The 15,959-nt window shown below is 73.9% G+C and carries 19 protein-coding genes; 14 read left to right on the top strand and 5 right to left on the bottom strand.

Annotation, left to right across the window (positions count from 1 at the left end; all coding sequences use genetic code 11):
* Window positions 1–8: 8 nt before the first annotated feature.
* The 7 genes from ABZ495_RS13890 (at window position 9) to ABZ495_RS13860 (ending at window position 6,574) form a co-directional block, all read left to right on the top strand.
* Window positions 9–272, top strand: a complete 264-nt coding sequence (locus ABZ495_RS13890; RefSeq protein WP_329485254.1) for a hypothetical protein — start codon at window positions 9–11, stop codon at window positions 270–272.
* The gene (locus ABZ495_RS13885) at window positions 265–984 is read left to right on the top strand and encodes a dihydrodipicolinate reductase C-terminal domain-containing protein (protein ID WP_359806726.1); all 720 of its coding nucleotides are present in this window, start codon (window positions 265–267) and stop codon (window positions 982–984) included. The genes ABZ495_RS13890 and ABZ495_RS13885 overlap by 8 nt, the downstream gene beginning before the upstream one ends.
* Window positions 981–1,730 (top strand): class II aldolase/adducin family protein, encoded by a 750-nt coding sequence (locus ABZ495_RS13880; RefSeq protein ID WP_359835856.1) that lies wholly within the window; start codon window positions 981–983, stop codon window positions 1,728–1,730. The genes ABZ495_RS13885 and ABZ495_RS13880 overlap by 4 nt, the downstream gene beginning before the upstream one ends.
* Before the next feature lie 117 nt (window positions 1,731–1,847).
* Entirely contained in the window at window positions 1,848–3,116 is a 1,269-nt protein-coding gene (locus ABZ495_RS13875) for an MFS transporter (protein WP_359806723.1), read from the top strand.
* 46 nt (window positions 3,117–3,162) lie between these two features.
* Window positions 3,163–4,614 (top strand): condensation domain-containing protein, encoded by a 1,452-nt coding sequence (locus tag ABZ495_RS13870; RefSeq protein ID WP_329485258.1) that lies wholly within the window; start codon window positions 3,163–3,165, stop codon window positions 4,612–4,614.
* Window positions 4,611–5,438, top strand: coding sequence for an HAD family hydrolase (locus ABZ495_RS13865; protein ID WP_359835854.1), 828 nt, complete (start codon window positions 4,611–4,613; stop codon window positions 5,436–5,438). Before ABZ495_RS13870 ends, ABZ495_RS13865 begins: the two co-directional genes overlap by 4 nt.
* The gene (locus tag ABZ495_RS13860; protein ID WP_329485260.1) at window positions 5,435–6,574 is read left to right on the top strand and encodes an acyl-CoA dehydrogenase family protein; all 1,140 of its coding nucleotides are present in this window, start codon (window positions 5,435–5,437) and stop codon (window positions 6,572–6,574) included. The genes ABZ495_RS13865 and ABZ495_RS13860 overlap by 4 nt, the downstream gene beginning before the upstream one ends.
* Before the next feature lie 117 nt (window positions 6,575–6,691).
* Here the strand turns inward: ABZ495_RS13860 and ABZ495_RS13855 are convergent, their stop codons facing one another.
* Window positions 6,692–7,195: a GNAT family N-acetyltransferase gene (locus tag ABZ495_RS13855; RefSeq protein WP_359806717.1), complete on the bottom strand. Its 504-nt coding sequence runs from the start codon at window positions 7,193–7,195 to the stop codon at window positions 6,692–6,694.
* A gap of 525 nt (window positions 7,196–7,720) precedes the next feature.
* Here ABZ495_RS13855 and ABZ495_RS13850 point away from each other — a divergent pair.
* From ABZ495_RS13850 to ABZ495_RS13840, 3 genes are all read left to right on the top strand, one after another.
* The gene (locus ABZ495_RS13850; protein ID WP_359835852.1) at window positions 7,721–8,095 is read left to right on the top strand and encodes a hypothetical protein; all 375 of its coding nucleotides are present in this window, start codon (window positions 7,721–7,723) and stop codon (window positions 8,093–8,095) included.
* A 386-nt stretch (window positions 8,096–8,481) separates the two neighbouring features.
* A complete protein-coding gene (locus ABZ495_RS13845; RefSeq protein WP_359835920.1) occupies window positions 8,482–8,841 on the top strand; it encodes a hypothetical protein in 360 nt (119 codons plus the stop codon).
* Window positions 8,841–9,527 carry a rhomboid-like protein gene (locus ABZ495_RS13840; protein ID WP_359835850.1) on the top strand — a complete coding sequence of 229 codons (687 nt, stop codon included), beginning with the start codon at window positions 8,841–8,843 and terminating at the stop codon, window positions 9,525–9,527. The genes ABZ495_RS13845 and ABZ495_RS13840 overlap by 1 nt, the downstream gene beginning before the upstream one ends.
* Window positions 9,528–9,647: 120 nt before the next feature.
* On the opposite strand, the gene ABZ495_RS13835 is transcribed toward ABZ495_RS13840, so the two are convergent.
* The 3 genes from ABZ495_RS13835 to ABZ495_RS13825 all read right to left on the bottom strand — a co-directional run bounded on the left by ABZ495_RS13835 (window position 9,648) and on the right by ABZ495_RS13825 (window position 12,114).
* The gene (locus ABZ495_RS13835; protein ID WP_359835848.1) at window positions 9,648–10,541 is read right to left on the bottom strand and encodes a carbon-nitrogen hydrolase family protein; all 894 of its coding nucleotides are present in this window, start codon (window positions 10,539–10,541) and stop codon (window positions 9,648–9,650) included.
* A 184-nt stretch (window positions 10,542–10,725) separates the two neighbouring features.
* Window positions 10,726–11,124: a VOC family protein gene (locus ABZ495_RS13830; protein ID WP_352292756.1), complete on the bottom strand. Its 399-nt coding sequence runs from the start codon at window positions 11,122–11,124 to the stop codon at window positions 10,726–10,728.
* A 189-nt stretch (window positions 11,125–11,313) separates the two neighbouring features.
* Window positions 11,314–12,114: a helix-turn-helix domain-containing protein gene (locus tag ABZ495_RS13825; protein ID WP_359835846.1), complete on the bottom strand. Its 801-nt coding sequence runs from the start codon at window positions 12,112–12,114 to the stop codon at window positions 11,314–11,316.
* A gap of 64 nt (window positions 12,115–12,178) precedes the next feature.
* On the opposite strand from ABZ495_RS13825, the gene ABZ495_RS13820 reads away from it, so the two are divergent.
* Window positions 12,179–12,772 carry a TIGR03086 family metal-binding protein gene (locus tag ABZ495_RS13820; protein ID WP_359806703.1) on the top strand — a complete coding sequence of 198 codons (594 nt, stop codon included), beginning with the start codon at window positions 12,179–12,181 and terminating at the stop codon, window positions 12,770–12,772.
* A 258-nt stretch (window positions 12,773–13,030) separates the two neighbouring features.
* Here ABZ495_RS13820 and ABZ495_RS13815 read toward each other — a convergent pair whose 3' ends face one another.
* Entirely contained in the window at window positions 13,031–13,498 is a 468-nt protein-coding gene (locus ABZ495_RS13815) for a MarR family winged helix-turn-helix transcriptional regulator (protein ID WP_359835844.1), read from the bottom strand.
* A 282-nt stretch (window positions 13,499–13,780) separates the two neighbouring features.
* Between ABZ495_RS13815 and ABZ495_RS13810 the strand changes: the two genes are divergently transcribed.
* The 3 genes from ABZ495_RS13810 to ABZ495_RS13800 all read left to right on the top strand — a co-directional run bounded on the left by ABZ495_RS13810 (window position 13,781) and on the right by ABZ495_RS13800 (window position 15,813).
* Window positions 13,781–14,365, top strand: a complete 585-nt coding sequence (locus ABZ495_RS13810; RefSeq protein WP_359835842.1) for a hypothetical protein — start codon at window positions 13,781–13,783, stop codon at window positions 14,363–14,365.
* Window positions 14,362–14,742, top strand: a complete 381-nt coding sequence (locus ABZ495_RS13805) for a transcriptional regulator (RefSeq protein ID WP_359835840.1) — start codon at window positions 14,362–14,364, stop codon at window positions 14,740–14,742. Before ABZ495_RS13810 ends, ABZ495_RS13805 begins: the two co-directional genes overlap by 4 nt.
* Before the next feature lie 180 nt (window positions 14,743–14,922).
* Window positions 14,923–15,813 (top strand): MerR family transcriptional regulator, encoded by an 891-nt coding sequence (locus ABZ495_RS13800; RefSeq protein ID WP_359835839.1) that lies wholly within the window; start codon window positions 14,923–14,925, stop codon window positions 15,811–15,813.
* Window positions 15,814–15,959: the final 146 nt, after the last annotated feature.

Genomic DNA, 15,959 nt, shown 5'->3' with positions numbered 1-15,959 from the left:
AGAACCCCATGGACAACAGCTCCCTCCACACCAAGATCCTCGACCTCGCGGTCGCGGCCGGCGACGGCAGCTTCACCGCCCGCGAGCTCGCCGAGGCCGGCTACTCGCTGCGCGCGGTCAGCTTCTCCTCGCTCTCCTACATGCGCCTGATCGACAGCATCGAGAACGACCTCGGCGTCTACCTGGACCCGGAGGTCGACGCCGAGCACTACGAGACCATCGACAGCGTCGCGGCGCTGGTGGTCGCCAGCGGTGTCGGCGCCGATGCCTGAGGCACCCGCGACCGGCGGCCCCACCCTGGGCGTCGTCGGTCGCGGGCGGCTCGGCGCGGCGCTGCTCGCGACCTGCCGGGCGGACGGCACGCGGGTTTCGCTGACCGCCTCCCGCGCCGGCGGCTGGCAGGTCGACGCCGTGCCCGACGTCCTCGTGGACGCCAGCGCGCCCGACGCGCACCCGGCCGTGCTCGACTACTGCGCGGCGCACCGGGTGCCGCTCGTCGCCTGCGTCTCCAACCTGACGGACGCCCAGTGGACGTCCCTGGCGGAGCTGGCGACGGTGGTCCCGGTGGTCCGGGCCACCAACCTCTCCTTCGCCCACTACCTCCAGCTGCGCATCGCCGAGTTCACCGCGGCCCTCACCAGGGGTCCGCTCGGCGCGGCCACCACCACCGTCCGGGAGCGACACCCGATCGGCAAGGCGCACCGGCCGAGCGCCACCGCCGTGGTCCTGGCCCGGGCCTGGGCCGGCGCGAGCGGCCGGGAGGTGGCCGACATCGCCGACGAGCGCGCCGGACTCCCCGTCAGCGAACACGAGTTGACCCACACGTGGGACGGCGAGTCGCTGCACGTACGGCACCACGTCGGCAGCTGGGCGGTGCCGGCCAGGGGTGCGCTGACGGCCGCCGACTGGGCCCGCACCGCGCCTCCCGGCCTGGTCACCATGCGGACCGTCTACGACGACCTGACAGCAAGGAGCACGCCATGACCACCGCAGAGGGGCGGCCGCTGAGCCCCGCCGAACACCGGCTCGTCCTCCAGGTCGCGGTCGGCGCGCGGATGCTCTCCCTCGACGGGCACGACGACTTCAACCAGGGCCAGATCTCGGCCCGGATCCCCGGCCGGGACGAGTTCTTCATCAAGGGCGCCCTGGTCGGCTTCGACGAGGCCGCCCCCGCCGACGTGGTCCGCTGCCCGGTCGACCACACGCTGCCCGCCCCGCCACTGGCGCCCCCGGAGCTGCCGCTCCACCAGGCGATCTACCGGGCGCGCCCGGACGTCAACGGCATCGTGCACAGCCATGCGCCGTACACCCTGCTGTTCGGGGCCACCGACCTGCCGATGCGCCCGATCTCGCACGACGGCGCGTACTTCCGGGACCGGATCGGGCTGTTCACCGAGACCAGCAACACCGTCCTGGACATCGAGACCGGTGACCACATCGCCAAGGACCTCGACGACCACCCGGCCGTCCTGCTCCGGAACCACGGCGGCGTGATCGTCGGCAAGAGCGTGCGGCACGCCGCCGTCTTCGCCCAGGTGCTGGAGCGCGCCTGCCGGCTCCAGCTGACCGCCGAGGGCACCGGCGTCCCGTACACCTGGTCCACCGAGCAGGACGTGGCCGCCAAGCAGGACTTCATCTACGCCGACCTCTCCGTCCGGTCGTACTGGGACTACGCCGTCCGCCGGGTCGGCCGGCACTGGCCCGAGACCGCCGACTGGGCCCGCGGCTGACCCGCGGGCCCGGCCCGCCACGGGCCGCCCCTCGGGGCGGCCGGAGATCCCCCCACCACCCCCACCACCCCCGCAGACACGCACAGACCCCGCAGACACGCACAGAGCCGGAGCGCCATGCCGACCTTGACCACCACCACCGACCCGCCGCGCCACGACCGCGCCCGGGTGCAGCGACGGACCGTCCGGACGCTCGTCGTCGCCGAGGTGATCAGCGGCAGCGGCATCGCCACGGGCTTCGCCGTCACCAGCCTGCTGGCCGAGGACCTCGGCGGGAGCGCCACCCTCGCCGGCCTGTCGCAGACCGCGGCGACGCTCGGCGGCGCGGCCGCGGTGGGGGCGATCGCGGCGATCACCCACGTCCGGGGGCGCCGGCCCGGGCTGGCCACCGGCTACCTGGCCGCCACGGTGGGCGCGGTGGCCTGCGTGGTGGCCGCCGTGGCGCACAGCTTCCCGCTGTTCCTGGTCGGCATGGTGCTCTACGGCGCCGCCGGGGCGACCGGCCTGCAGGCCCGCTTCGCCGCCGCCGACCTGGCCGAACCGCAGCACCGGGGCCGGGCGATGTCGCTCGTGCTCACCACCACCGTGGTCGGCGCCGTGATCGGCCCCAACCTCACCGGGCCCGGCGCGGCGATCGCCGAACACCTGGGCCTGCCGCCGCTCTCCGGCACCTACCTGTTCGCGGTCGTCGGCTTCGCGATCGCGTTCACCGCGATCGCCGTCCTGCTGCGCCCCGACCCGCTGCTGCTGGCCCGCGGGCAGGACGAGGCCGGGGAACGGGAGAAGCCGCCGCCGCTGCGCACCATGCTGAAGGCGCTGCGCGGCAACCGGCCGGCCGTGCTGGCGATCCTCAGCATCGTCGCCGGACACCTGGTGATGATCGCCGTGATGTCGATGACCGGCATCCACATGCACCACGCCGGTACCGGCCTGGGCGTGATCGGCATGGTGCTGAGCGGCCACCTGGCCGGGATGTACGGCTTCTCCACCCTGTTCGGCTGGGCCGTGGACCGCTTCCGGAGCACCCCGGTGCTCTACGGGGGCACCGCCGCGATGCTGCTGTCGCTGTGGCTCTGCGGCACCGCCGACGGCGACGACGTCGTCCAGCTCTCCATCGCGCTGGCGCTGCTGGGGCTCTCCTGGTCGGCGGTGCTGGTGGCGGCCTCGGTCCTGCTCTCCGAGAGCGTGCCGGTCGCCGAACTCCCGGCCGCCCAGGGGTTCTCCGACATGGCGATGAACCTGGCCGCGGCCGCCGGCGCCGCACTGTCCGGCGTCGTCCTGGAACGCCTCGGCTTCGCCACCCTGAGCGCGCTGTCCGCGATCGTCCTGCTGCTGCCCCTGCTCGCCCACCCCGCGCTGCACCCGAAGTCCGACCGATCCGCCTGACTCCCCGGCCGCCCCGGGCCTCTCCCTGCGAACGGACCGCCACACCATGACGATCCCCACCACCGTCCACGTCACCCGGCCGGAACCCAACACCTCCACCGAGGTCCGCCCCGCCACCCGGGGCGCGGCCGTCCCGGCCACCCACACCCAGCGGGAGCGCCTGCTCTGGGGCCGGCACGTGCACCAGGTGAACAACAACATCGCGCTCGGCCTGCGCTTCGACGGGCCGCTCGACGTCGCCCTGCTGGAGCGCAGTCTGAACCTGCTGGCCGAGCGCCACGAGACCCTGCGCACCGTCTTCCCCGAGGTGGACGAGGCGGCCGGGGAGGAGCACGTGATGCTGCTGCTCCCGCCGGAGCCGCGCGCCCTACCCGTCCTGGAGGCGCCCGACGAGCCGGCGCAGACCCGCCTGCCGCGGGTGTTGGCCCTGCTCGCCGAGCACGCCAACCAGCCCTTCGACCTGGCCGCCGGACCGCTGTTCCGCCCCGTGCTCGGCCGGGTGAGCGAGAGCCTGCACGTGCTCTCGATGACCACCGACCACATCGTCTTCGACGCCTGGTCGGCCCGGATCATGATCAACGATCTGCTGACCATCTACGCCACCGAGCAGGGCGACGCCGTCCCCGCGCTCCCCGAACTCGGCGTCCAGTTCCCCGACTTCGCGCTCTGGCAGCACGGCCACCTGGACGGCGTCCAGCTGGAGCGCCAGCTCGGCTACTGGCGCAAGCAGCTCGACGGCATCACCCCAATCCCCGCCTCCGGCCTGGCCGACCCGCAGGCGCCGACCGGCGCCGAGCCGGGCGTGACCAAACTGCTCGAACCGATCGGACCGGAACTGAGCGCCACCGTCGAGGAGTTCGCCGCCCAGGAGCGGGTGACCTCGGCCGTCGTGGTCTCCGCGGCGCTCAAGGCGGCCATGTGGCGGCTGCGCCTGGAGACGGTGGGCGAGGACGCCGCCGGCGACGTGGCGACCTTCGGTTCGCTCGCCAACCGGACCCGGCCGGAGACCGACGCGATGGTCGGCTACGTGGCCACCCCAGCCACCTTCCGCACCCGCTTCACCGGCGCGACGCCGTTCGGCGAACTCGTCCGCCTGGAGGCGCAGACGCTGTTCAACGCGATGCGCCACCAGCGGATCCCGTTCTCGCTGATCAGCCGGGAACTCGCCCCCGAGCAGTACGGCATCCGCTTCCGCGAGCCCGGCAGCGTGCCGATCTACCTCAACTTCGACATGGACATGGTGGAGGACGAGCGCGAGCCGCTGCTCCAGCCCACCGGCCTCGGCGTGCAGCCGATCGGCATCCCGATGCCCGAAGTCCCGCGCGGCGGCCTGCGGGTCATCGGCTACCAGCGCAAGGACGGCATCGCGCTCGAACTCCGCTACCGCCACGACCTCTACGGCCGCGACTGGTCCACGCGCTTCGTCCGCCTGATCCACGCGTTCCTGCAGCACGGCGTGGACGCGCCCGGCACCCCGATCGAGGAGCTCCCCGCATGACCGCCACCCCCGACCTGCCCCGACTGATCGCCGTCGACCTCGACGGCACCCTGCTGCGCCCCGACTACTCGGTCGCCTCGCGGACCCGCCGCGCCGTCGCCCTGGCCCACGAGCAGGGCATCGAGACGGTCTTCGTGACCGTCCGCCACGCCGCCGCCATCGAGTACATCGTCGAGGCCCTGGACCTGACCGGCGAGGCGATCTGCTGCGGCGGCGCCGCACTCTGGCAGGTGCCGTCGATGGAGCTGACCGAGGCGTCCACGATCGACGCCGCGACCGCGCGCGAGACGGCCGCCCGGCTGAAGCGGGCGCTGCCGGACGCCAGGATCGGCTGGATGCTGGCGGACCGCCGGGTCGGCTACGCACCCGACTACCCCGAGCCGCTGCTGATCGGCGAGTCCTACCGCGCCGACCCCGAGACCATCGACGTCCCGGTGCTCAAGCTCTTCGCCGTCACACCCCGGCTGCGCGAGATCGACACCGCGGAGGTCGAGGAGGTCCTCGGCGGGCTGGTCACCGTCTCCCACCACCACAGCGGTGTGGTCGACCTGGTCGCCCACGGGGTGAGCAAGATCGCCGCGCTGGAGAAGCTCTGCGCCGAGCGCGGCGTCGCCCCCTCGGAGGTGATCGCCTTCGGCGACGCCCGGACCGACCTGGACATGATCCGCTGGGCCGGCCGCGGGGTGTTCATGGCGAACGCCGACCCCGCCCTGCACGCCGAGGCCGACCTGATCGCGCCCTCCAACGAGGAGGACGGCGTCGCCGTCGTCCTGGAGAACCTGCTGCGGTCGCAGCACCCGACGCTCACCGAGGTGGCCCGATGAAGGTCCAGCGCATCCTGCCCACCGAGGAGGCCGCCGACCTGCTCGACCTGGTCCGGGATCTCACCGCCAACGAACTCGCCCCGAGGGTCGCCGAGTTCGAGGCCAACCACGAGTTCCCCCGGGAGGTCGTGCGCACCCTCGGCAAGGCCGGACTGCTGAGCCTGCCCTACCCCGAGGAGTACGGCGGCGGCGGGCAGCCGTACGAGGTCTACCTGCAGGCGCTGGAGGAGGTCGCCTACCACTGGCTCGCCGTGGCCGAGTCGGTCAACGTGCACAACCTCGCCTGCTTCGGCACCGCCACCTACGGCACCCGGGCCCAGCGCGAGGAACTGCTGCCCGCCATGCTCGGCGGCGAACTCCTCGGCGCCTACTGCCTGTCCGAGCCGGAGGCCGGGTCGGACGCGGCCTCGCTCACCACCAAGGCGGTCAAGGAGGACGGCGGGTACCGGATCTCGGGGACCAAGTCCTGGGTCACCCACGCCGGTTACGCGGACTTCTACAACGTGTTCAGCCGGACCGGCGGGCCGGGCGCCCGCGGCCTCTCCTGCCTGGTGGTGCCCGGCGGCACACCCGGCATGGTGGTGCACGAGCGGGAGAAGAAGCTCGGCGTCTGGTCCTCCCCCACCGCCCAGATCGGCTTCGACTCCGTCCAGGTCCCCGCGGACCGGCTGATCGGCCGCGAGGGCAAGGGCTTCCTGATCGCGATGGGCGCGCTGGACTGCGGCCGGCTCGGCATCGCCGCCTGCGCGGTCGGCCTCGCCCAGGCCGCCGTCGACTACGCGGTGCGGTACGCCAAGGAGCGCCGGCAGTTCGGCGAGCGGATCATCTCCTTCCAGGGCATCGGCTTCATGCTGGCCGACATGGCCACCCAGGTCGCCGCCGCGCGGGCGCTCACCCTGGCGGCCGCCCGCCTCAAGGACGCCGGCCTGCCCTACTCGCTGGAGGCGGCCAAGGCGAAGCTCTTCGCCACCGACATGGCGATGAAGGTGACCACCGACGCCGTCCAGGTGCTCGGCGGCGCGGGCTACGTGGCCGACCACCCGGTGGAGCGCTGGATGCGTGAGGCCAAGCTGCTGCAGATCGTCGAGGGGACCAACCAGATCCAGCGGCTGGTCATCGCCCAGGGCCTGGCCTGATACCGCGGTGTGGTGCGCCCGGCCGGACCGGTCGGGCGCACCACACCGTCACGCTCTCCCGGGCGGGCCCAAACTCCCGACAGCGCCGCGAGGCGGGCGATCCGGCGCACCCCGGTGCTACGCGCCGGGGTGCGCCGGCAGGGCGAGCCAGCGCGACCAGGAGATCTCGCGGCCGACGAAGCGCGGCCGCCCGAACGGCCAGTCGGCGGCGATCCACTCCGGTACCAGCGCGTCCAGCGCCCGCTCGACCCCGCTGCCCACCAGCTCGTCCACCACCCACCAGGAGATCTCGGCGTCCGCGCCGGCCCGCTCCGGCGGGTCGATGTAGACGCAGCCCAGCAGGGCCGTCTCCGCCGTGTCGAACAGCGCGTAGTTGAAGGACTGGTGTGCGGCGATCTCCTTCTCGTGCCGCAACAGGTCGGCCTGATCGGCCTCGTAGGTCATCGTGGCCGCGGGCCAGCCCCAGGCCGGACCGAAGAGGGTCCACAGTCGCTCGCGCGAGCCCATCACCGCCGGATAGTCCAGCGGGGTGTCCGCCTCCCGGATCGGCCGCAGATGATGACCGCCACCCGGCAGCGGCACCAGGACGGGGTGGACGAAGTCGTCGGGAAGCCAGTTCATGGCGCCCGACCGTAGCACCGCGCGGGCATCCGGGCTCCTGGATTTCCCCCGCACCCCCGCCCGGTGGTCACCGCCGGGTCCAGGCCCGGCACGCCATCTCGTGCCAGGTCGTGCGCACGGCCGCGCCGCCCAGCGTGAGGTGCTGGCTGGACCAGGTCCGACAGCATCCGCCCGTCACGCGCGGCCGGGCCGGTGCCGCCGGCCTCGCCACGCGGACCGGGGCGGCCGGGGAGGCCGGGGAAGCCGGGGAAGCCGGACGGCGCCGGCGTAGTGGACCACTGGTCGAAGGTGTCGTCATGCCGCAGGCTCTGCCCACGTCGCCGGGGCACCGAACCCCGCCGCCACTCGAACGGCCCAGCCCAAACCGCCCCCAGGCGTACGCTGCGCCGCACCGGACAGCCGGAGGCCGGGCGGGCGTGCCCGCCCGGGGGGCGCCCGGCGTCGACGGCCGGGGACCGACGGATAATGGCCTGGCCGCAGGCCGCCCGCGCCGGTGGCAGTGACCGACGGAGAGGCGGAGAACGGATGACCCTGGACGAGGGCCGACGCGTGAGGTTGGCCGAGGACCTGGCGATCGGTGAGGCGGTCGCCGGGGAACCCGGGGCCGCCGTCGGGTTCCTCTCGCTGGGGGCCGGGGCGGAGGGCACCGTCGAGCGGGTGGACGGGGAGCTCCCGGAGAGCACGGAGGTCCGCGAGTACCAGCGGCTCAAGGCTCTGTTCGAGGACTACGGGCACACCATGCCGGCGGCGAGCCGGGAGCGGCTGGAGAGGGAGATCGCCGCGCTCGAGCCGGCGTGGGCCGCGTACCGGGAGCGGGGGCGGCGGGTGACGGTCCGGGTCCGGCTGGACAGCGGCTTCGTCCTCGACGGGCTGCACCAGGACGTCCTCACCCCGCTGTGACGCAGGGCGTCCCGGTGCGACGGCGGCGGCCGGGGTTCCCCTCGGCGGACGGAGAAGCCCGGTAACGGGACGGCCGGTGGCACCGGTGCCCCGTCCGGTCGGCAGGGGCCGGTCTCCCGCGGGCAGCGGAGGAGCCGGGGCCGGCTCCGGCCCGCACCACCCGTACGCTGGTGGCCGGTCCCCTCGCGTCGACGAGCGCGAGGGGGCCGACCATCTTCGCGGGCCGTCCATCTTCGCGGGCCGTCCACGGCCGGGGACCGCCGGGGCGGGGCGGGTGGAGCGGGGCCGGGGCGGGGCGGGTGGAGCGGGGCCGGGGCGGGGCGGGTGGAGCGGGGGCGGCATACGATCGGCGGGTGTCGGAACGCAACGATCCCTCGTCATCGGCTCTGTCGGCCTCGGTCGCCGCAGCGGCCTCGTCCGTGTCGTCCTCGCCCTCGTGGTCCCGGTGGTCCGAGGACTCCACCCTCTCGATCGGCTCGGTGGCCTCGGTGCTGTCGATCGGTTCGGTCGGCTCGGTGCTCTCGGTGGGGTCGGTCGGCAGCGTGCTGTCGATCGGCTCCGCCGGTTCGGCCCTGTCCGTGCTGTCCGCCGGGTCGTGGCTCTCCCTCGGGTCACTGCTGTCCGCCAACTCGCGCTGGTCGGTGCTGTCCTGGCGCTCCCGCCACGGGCTGATGGCCGCCGGTGCGGTGGCCGTCGCCGCGGGCGCCGCGCTCGTCGGCGGTCCGCGGCCGCGGCGCGCCCGGTAGTGGCCGGCCCGCGCCCGACGCGCGCTTCGCTGCGGCGGCTGGTACGGAACCCGGCGTTCTGGTTCGTCGCCGTGCTCGCCGTGATGTGGCCGGTCCTGCGGCTGCTGCCGCCCGAGCGGGTGCTGGCACTGCGGGAGTGGGCGTCGACCAACCTCGACAACCTGCGCCTCTGGCCGTCGGGGCACCCCGTCGAAGCCCTGACGGTGTCCGTGTTCGTACCGCAGAGCACCCTCTGGGTGTGGCCGGTCTTCGCGCTGTCCGTGTTCGCCGTGGTGTCGGCGCTCGGCGCCCGCCGCGCGGTGGCGGGACTGGCCCTGGCCCACCTGACCGCGACCGGGCTGACGGAGGCGCTGGTGTGGTGGCGCATCGAGCACGGCGAACTGCCCGCCGCCGAGGCGCACGTGCTGGACACCGGCCCGTCCTACGTGGTGGTCGCCGCGCTGGCGGTGGCGATCGTAGTGGCCCGCCCGGCGTGGTCGCGGGCGGTGTGGCTGGTGATGCTGGCGGTGGCCGCACCGGACCTGCTGTCCGGGCTCGGGGACGGCGAGGTGTCCGCGGTGGGCCATGTGCTCGCCTTCGCCGCCGGCCTGGCCATCGCGGGCGCCCACCGGCTCGGCCTGCCACCCGTGGCCCGCCGGGCCCGTCCGGGCGCGGCGCCGGCGCCGTCCGGAGGCCCTCGTCGCTGAGGCGCCGCCGCTCCGGGTGGAGGCCCCTCGACGGGCCGGCCGCCGCAGGTCGTCCCACGCGCGGGGGCGCCGGGCCGGGGACACCGGGAGCCCGTGCCCGCGGGACGGGATCGTCTGCCGTCAGAACGCGGTGCGGTCGGCGCTGCGGGGGTCGTCGGCCGCCGTGTGGCCGTCGTAGAGGCCGGTGCGGGCGAGGCGGCGCCAGGGGCGGACGAGGTGCAGGGCGGTATGGATGTCGGGCTCGGTGCTGTCGAGGTCGAGGTCGGCGATGGCGAGGCCGGGCCGGCCGTCGCCGGGGCAGCGCGCGAGCCAGCGGCCGCCCGGGGCGACCAGGCCGGCGGGGACGGTGGCGCTGTACTGGGCGGGCAGGGCGTAACCGAGCCAGTAGGAGTGGAGGTTTGCGTAGGCCTGGGCGAGGGTGGCGCGGGCGGCGTCGTCGACCATGACGGAGAGCAGGACGCAGTCGACGTCCAGGGCCTCGTACTCGGCGAACAGGGCGGGGAAGTTCGCCTCGATGCACAGGGCGGTTCCGAAGCGGATGCCGTCCACGTCGAAGACGAGCGGGTCGGTGCCCGGGGTGTAGAGGTAGGAGAGCTCCGTGTGCGAGAGGAAACGCTTGTCGTAACGTGCGCTGAGGCGGCCCTGGTCCGAGACCACGTAGAGGCTGTTGTGCGGGCGGCCGGGGGCGGTGAGGGGGTGGATCGAGCCGAACACCGTCCACAGGGCCAGCTCCCCCGCGAGCCCGGCGACCGCCTCCGCCTCCTCGCGCAGGACGTCCCAGGCGGCCCCCTCCCAGCTCGCCGGGCCGAGGCCTCCCTCCGGGCGGCCGGCGACCACGTGCTTGTCCGGGTAGACGAGCGAGCCCTCCGGGAACTGCACCAACCGGACGCCCGCACCCGCCGCCTGACGCATCAGCGCCCGCATCTGCCGCCCGGCGCCCCGGATCGCCTCCTCGTCCCGCGGGTCCTCCGGGACCGTGCTCTGCGCCACCGCCAACCGCAATGTCCTCGCCATCGGGCGACGATACAACGCCACGCTCGCCGGCCCTGGGGAACGGCCGCGGACGGGCCGCCGATGACCGGATCCCGCGCGAGCGGATCAGGCCACCGACCGGCCCACGTCCCGCGCCCCGGCCCGTGCGGACGAGCCGCGGCCCCGCCCTCCGGGTGCCGCGGCTCGCCGTTCCGGACCGGGGAGGTCAGCGGGCGAACTTCTGCCGGGCGGCCGGGGTCACCGGGGTGAAGAAGTTCACCAGGTTGCCGTCGGGGTCGCGGAGGAGGAGCGAGCGGTTGCCCCAGGGCATGGTGGTGGGCTCGTTGACGAAGTCCTCCACGACGCCGGTCAGGTCGCGGTGCACGCGGTCGACGTCGTCGACGAGGAACTCGATGACGACGCTGCGGTTCGCGCCCGGCTCGGCCGAGCCGGGCGCGAAGAGCGGGACGGTGCGGGTGCTGCCGATGGCGAGCGCGGCCGTGGCGGTGGTGAGTTCGGCGAAGTCTTCGTTGGCCCACTGCGCCGTCACGCCGGTGGCGCGCTCGTAGAAGCCGACCAGTCGTGCGACGTCGGCCGTGATGACGCGGATCGAGACGAGGTTCACGGGTGTTTCTCCTGGGGTACGTCGTGCTGTCGACCACACGTTATGGCCGATACCGGACAGAATCGGCCCGGTATCGGCGAGTGGATTCCGGGCAGGCCGCGACCGGTCATCCCCTGGTCGAACCCCATCGGCGGAGGGAACGGCCCGGACCCTCGGTGCAGGCGGCAACCCGCCTGCCGGGGACCGGAGTTACGGCCTTCCCGAGGCGTAGCGGACCGGTGACGTACCGACCGTGGCCGTGAAATCGCGGGTGAGGTGGGCCTGATCGGCGTAGCCGAGGTCGGCGGCGAGCGCCGCCCAGTCGATGTCGGTACCGCGGTCGGCTCGCTCGGCGGCCTCGTGCAGGCGGGCCCGGCGCAGCACCCACTTCGGGGTGGCCCCGACGTACTCGGCGAACAGCCGCTGCAGGCGGCGCACGGTGATGCCGAACTCCTCGGCCAGTTGGTCGACCCGGCGCAGATCGGTGGCGCCGGCGATCCGCTCGACCATCGCGGCGACCTGCTCGGCCACCGGGTCGGGCGCGGGCGTCCGGGCGAGCAGGAAGGAGTCCACCCGGGCGGCGAGGGCGTCGAGGTCCCCGGCACCGCGGAGCACCTCGTCGTTGAGCCGGTCCGCCCCGGGGCCGAAGACCTCGGCCGCCGGGACGATCCGGTCGGCCAGGTCGGCCACCGGGCGGTCGGTGAACGGGCGGAAGCCGCCGGGGCGGAACTTGGCTCCGAGGACGTGGCCGGTCCCCTCCAGCCTGCGGACGAAGAGGGACTTGCCGACCCCGTGGACGTGGGCCGCCGGCGCCTCCAGGACGAGGTGGACGCTGGGGTGGACGAGCACCTTCTGCTCGTGGGCGGGCAGGCCGTCACGGTTCCAGCGCACCAGCCAGTAGAACTCGACGAAACGCGCCAGCTCCGGGGCGGGCTCGTACCGGATCAGGCTGATCGCGGCCGCGGCCCGGTCGGGATGGAGCACTCCGCGTCCGAGGTCCGGGAAGGTCATGCCGCCAGGCTAGCCGTCGCGTTTGTTCAAGACGGCGCCCGGCCCCCGGGGCGAGGATCGGCACATGAACGGTCACGCACTCCACCCCCTCATGTCCCGCGCCGCAGCGGAGGCCGCGCGCATCGCCCGCGGTGTCCGACCGGAGCACCTGGACGGGCCGACGCCCTGCACCGCGTTCGACACCAGGACCCTGGTCAACCACTGGGTGCTGTACACCTCCCACGGCCTCGAACGCCGGGCACGCCGGGAGCCGCTGCCGGAGGAACTGGTGGCGCGCGACTTCACCGCCGACCCCGATTGGGCGCTCGCCTACGCGGACCAGCTCGACCGTGCCGTGGCGGCCTGGTCGGACCCGGCGGCCTGGGAGGGTGAGATCGATCTGGGCGGGATGTCGGTGTCGGCGGCATCGGTCGCCCGGATGGTGGTCAAGGAGATGGTGCTCCACGGCTGGGACGTCGCCCGGGCCACCGGCCGGCAGGCGGACGTCGACGACGATCTGGCCCGTCTGGTTCTCACGGTGGTCGAGGAGAACGCCGAGATCTACCGCCAGTACGGCGGCTTCGCCGAGGCGGTGCCGGTGGCCGCCACCGCCTCGTCCCTCGACCGCGCCCTCGCCGCCTCCGGCCGCGACCCGGGCTGGGAGCGTGCCACGGGCTGAGTTCCCGACGGCCGCCGTCGGTACGGCGGCCGAACCGATGGAGGGCGAACCGACGGCGGGCGAACCGACGGCGGCGCAGCGGCTTTCGCGCGGCCACGAGCGGCGTGAGCCACTGGCAGCCGACCGGATGGTGCCGCCCGGAGGTCGTGTTCGACCGCGGCTGAGACCCGCAGCCGAGACCCGCGGCTGAGCCGCGGGGCGGAGGCCCGGGGCCGTGGTGCGCCCCTGGCCCGGGCCGGACGCCCGGGCCAGGGGCCGCTAGGCGAGCAGCCCGCCCGCGTTGCGGATCAGTCGCCGGAGCACCTTCAAGGCGGTGACGTAGTCCGCGTCGTCGATGCCTTCGTGGAGCGCGGCGCGGATCGCGGGGGCGTTGCGCGCCAGGTCCAGGCGGGCCCGCTCCCCCTCCTCGGTGAGCCGGAGCCGGTCCCCGGTGTCCCGGCTCAGCCAGCCGCGCTCCAGGAGCACCGCGGCCTCCGCCGCCAGGTCGTCCTCGGGCCGGAGGTACGAGGCCATCGCCTCCCGCAGCTCGGACAGCGTCATGCCCGCGCCGTCGGGCGAGATGTCGTTCACCGACAGATTGCGCAGCAGCCAGAACTGCGGCTGCGTGTAGCCCTTCTCGGCCTGCCGGGCCCGGGTGAACGCGATGAGCGACTCGTAGGCGACACCGGTCCAGTACGCGGCGGGCTGGCCGGCGAGCTCGACGTCGGACATCTGCTGGGTCGTCATGGGGTGTCCCCTCGTGGTGCTCAGGTGGAATCCGCGGGCCCGGCACCTGCCGGGCGGGTCATACGAAGACCGTAGAACCTCAAGTCCGGTTGAAGGCAAGCCGCCCGAGCCGGTCCGACCGAGCCACGCTCGACGCCGCCGGTCCGGATCCGTCGTCACCGAGGGCGCACCGCAAGGAGATCTCTAGGCAGAACAAGTTTGTTGTGCAAACCTGTCTGCATGACAACTCATCCTGGCCCGGCCGCGGGCGACCCTCGCCATCTCCTGACGATGCAACGGGACTTGGTCCGCCGTGTCCGCCGTGAGCAGCGCGGAGCCTGGTTCCCGCTCCTGGTCTTCGCCGTGGTGCGGTTCGGCGCTGCGCCGGTGGTCCGCTTCGGCCAGGGCGACAACGTCCGGCTGGCGATCTGGTACTACCCGGTGGCGTTGGGGCTGGCGTTCGCCCTGATCGGCTGGTTCTACCTGCGCCGTTCCGCCCGGCTCGGTGTGGGCACCCGGGTCGGTCCCTACCTGGCCGTCGGCCTCGTCCTGGCCGTGCTCACCACGGGTTACCAGGTGTGGGCGGCGCTGGGGACGGCGCCCTACCCCCACTTCCGCGAACCGACGTTCCTCTACACGCTCTACAACGCGGTGGAGAGCCCGGCCGGATCGATCGGCTTGGCGCTGCTGCTGCTCGCCCGGATCGAACGCAGCTGGCTGCTCCTCGCCATCACCTGCGCCTACCTGGCCCTGCTGCTCGATTTCGACAACCGCCCCACCGCCTCCGCGTGGGGCGGCTGGGACCTCCTGTTCTCGGGGGGCGTGCTGCTGCTCGGCAGTGCCGTCCTCGCCCTGCGGCAGCGGTTCCAGAGCCGGTCAGCCGAATGAGCGAGCATCCCACCAGCAGCCTCGACGACGTCGTGCACCAACGGGTGCGCCTGGGCATCCTCGCGGTGGCCAGGGAAGCCCGGCGGGTGGAGTTCACCTTCCTGCGCGACACGCTCGGTCTCACCGCCGGCAACCTCTCCCAGCACCTCGGTGTCCTGGAGAAGGCGGGCCTGGTCACGATCGACAAGGGCTACGAGGGCAGACGCGCCCGCACCTGGATCCATCTCACCAAGGCGGGCAGGCAGGCGCTGCACGACGAGGTCACGGCGCTCAAGGCGCTGATCCGGCAACTCGAAGGACCAGCGGCGCTTCCGGGGCCCGAGGAGCATGACGGACACGACGTGCAGGCCCGTCCGGCGGAGGACGGCACTCCGTAGCGACGGCACGAGGCCCTGCCGCGCGCTGTGAGCCGGGTGCCCACCCGCTCTCCCCGGCCCGGTCGGGGCGACAGGCCACGGCCGGGCACCCCGACCACCGGGCCCGGATGGGGGGTTGCAGATGCCGTAGCGGCATGTGGTGTCGTCGAGGGCACCACAGCACGAAAGGCCCTGTCTGCGATGTACTCCTCGTTCACGCCTCCTCGCCAGGTGAGGATCGGTGACGCCGCCGCCTTCGCCGGGACCACCCCGCGCGCCGTTCGCCACTACCACCAGATCGGTCTGCTGCCGGAGCCCGAGCGGGGAGGAGACGGCCGCCGCCGGTACAGCTACGACGACATGGTCCGCCTGCTGTGGATCCGCAGAATGGCGGAGGCCGGAATCGGCCTGGACGACATGCGGACGGCCTTCGACGACGCCCTCGACATCGAGCAGACCCTGGCCCGGCTGGAGCGCGCCCTCGCCGCCAAGGAGGCCGACCTCAAGCGTCAGCGCGCCGCCGTCCAGCGCCTGCGGGCCGTCGGCAGCCCGCTGGGCCTGCTCTCCCCGCTGGTGACGGACCGGCTCAGCCACCTGCCCCCGGGCGCACTGCTCCCTTCCGATCTGGACGCCCTGCTGATCACGCAACGCATCTTCGGACCGCTGGGCGCCGCCATCCAGGCCAGTGTGTTCATCATCCTGGCCACCCACCCCGACCTGCGGGCCGAAGCGGACCGCCTCGACGCGGCCGGCGCCGCGCTCGACGACGGCGTCGACCCCCACGATCCGCGCGTCGAGGAGCTCGCCGCGCAGAACTGCGGCCACCACAAGGCGCTGCTACGGGCGATCGAGGCGGCCGGACTGGACGCGGCCGAGGAGAAGCTCTTCGAGCTCTACGACGCCGAACCGGACGCCGCATCACATGCCGCATCACATGCCGCATCACATGCCGCATCACATGCCGAGGAGGACACCGGGATGAGCGCCTTCGAGACGGCCGCGAAGATGCCCTACGACTTCTCACCAGCCCGGATGCGGTGCATGGAACTCACGGCCCAGCTCCTCGCCCGGGACCTCTCCGACGACAGCTGACGGACACCCGCCGGCCGGCCCCGGCGGCGCCCGCGGCTCGTGGCCGGCGCCGGCCGCGAAGGCCCGCAGCCGGTTCCCGGACGCGTGGCGCTGGGCGAGGGAGTCCCGGCCGCCCCTGGTCGGGGCCCGCGGCGTGCGGACGCCGG

The organism is Kitasatospora sp. NPDC005748, assembly GCF_040630735.1.
Lineage (GTDB): Bacteria > Actinomycetota > Actinomycetes > Streptomycetales > Streptomycetaceae > Kitasatospora.
Note: the sequence above shows the minus strand (reverse complement) of the source record. Positions and strands in the feature narration are given on the sequence as shown.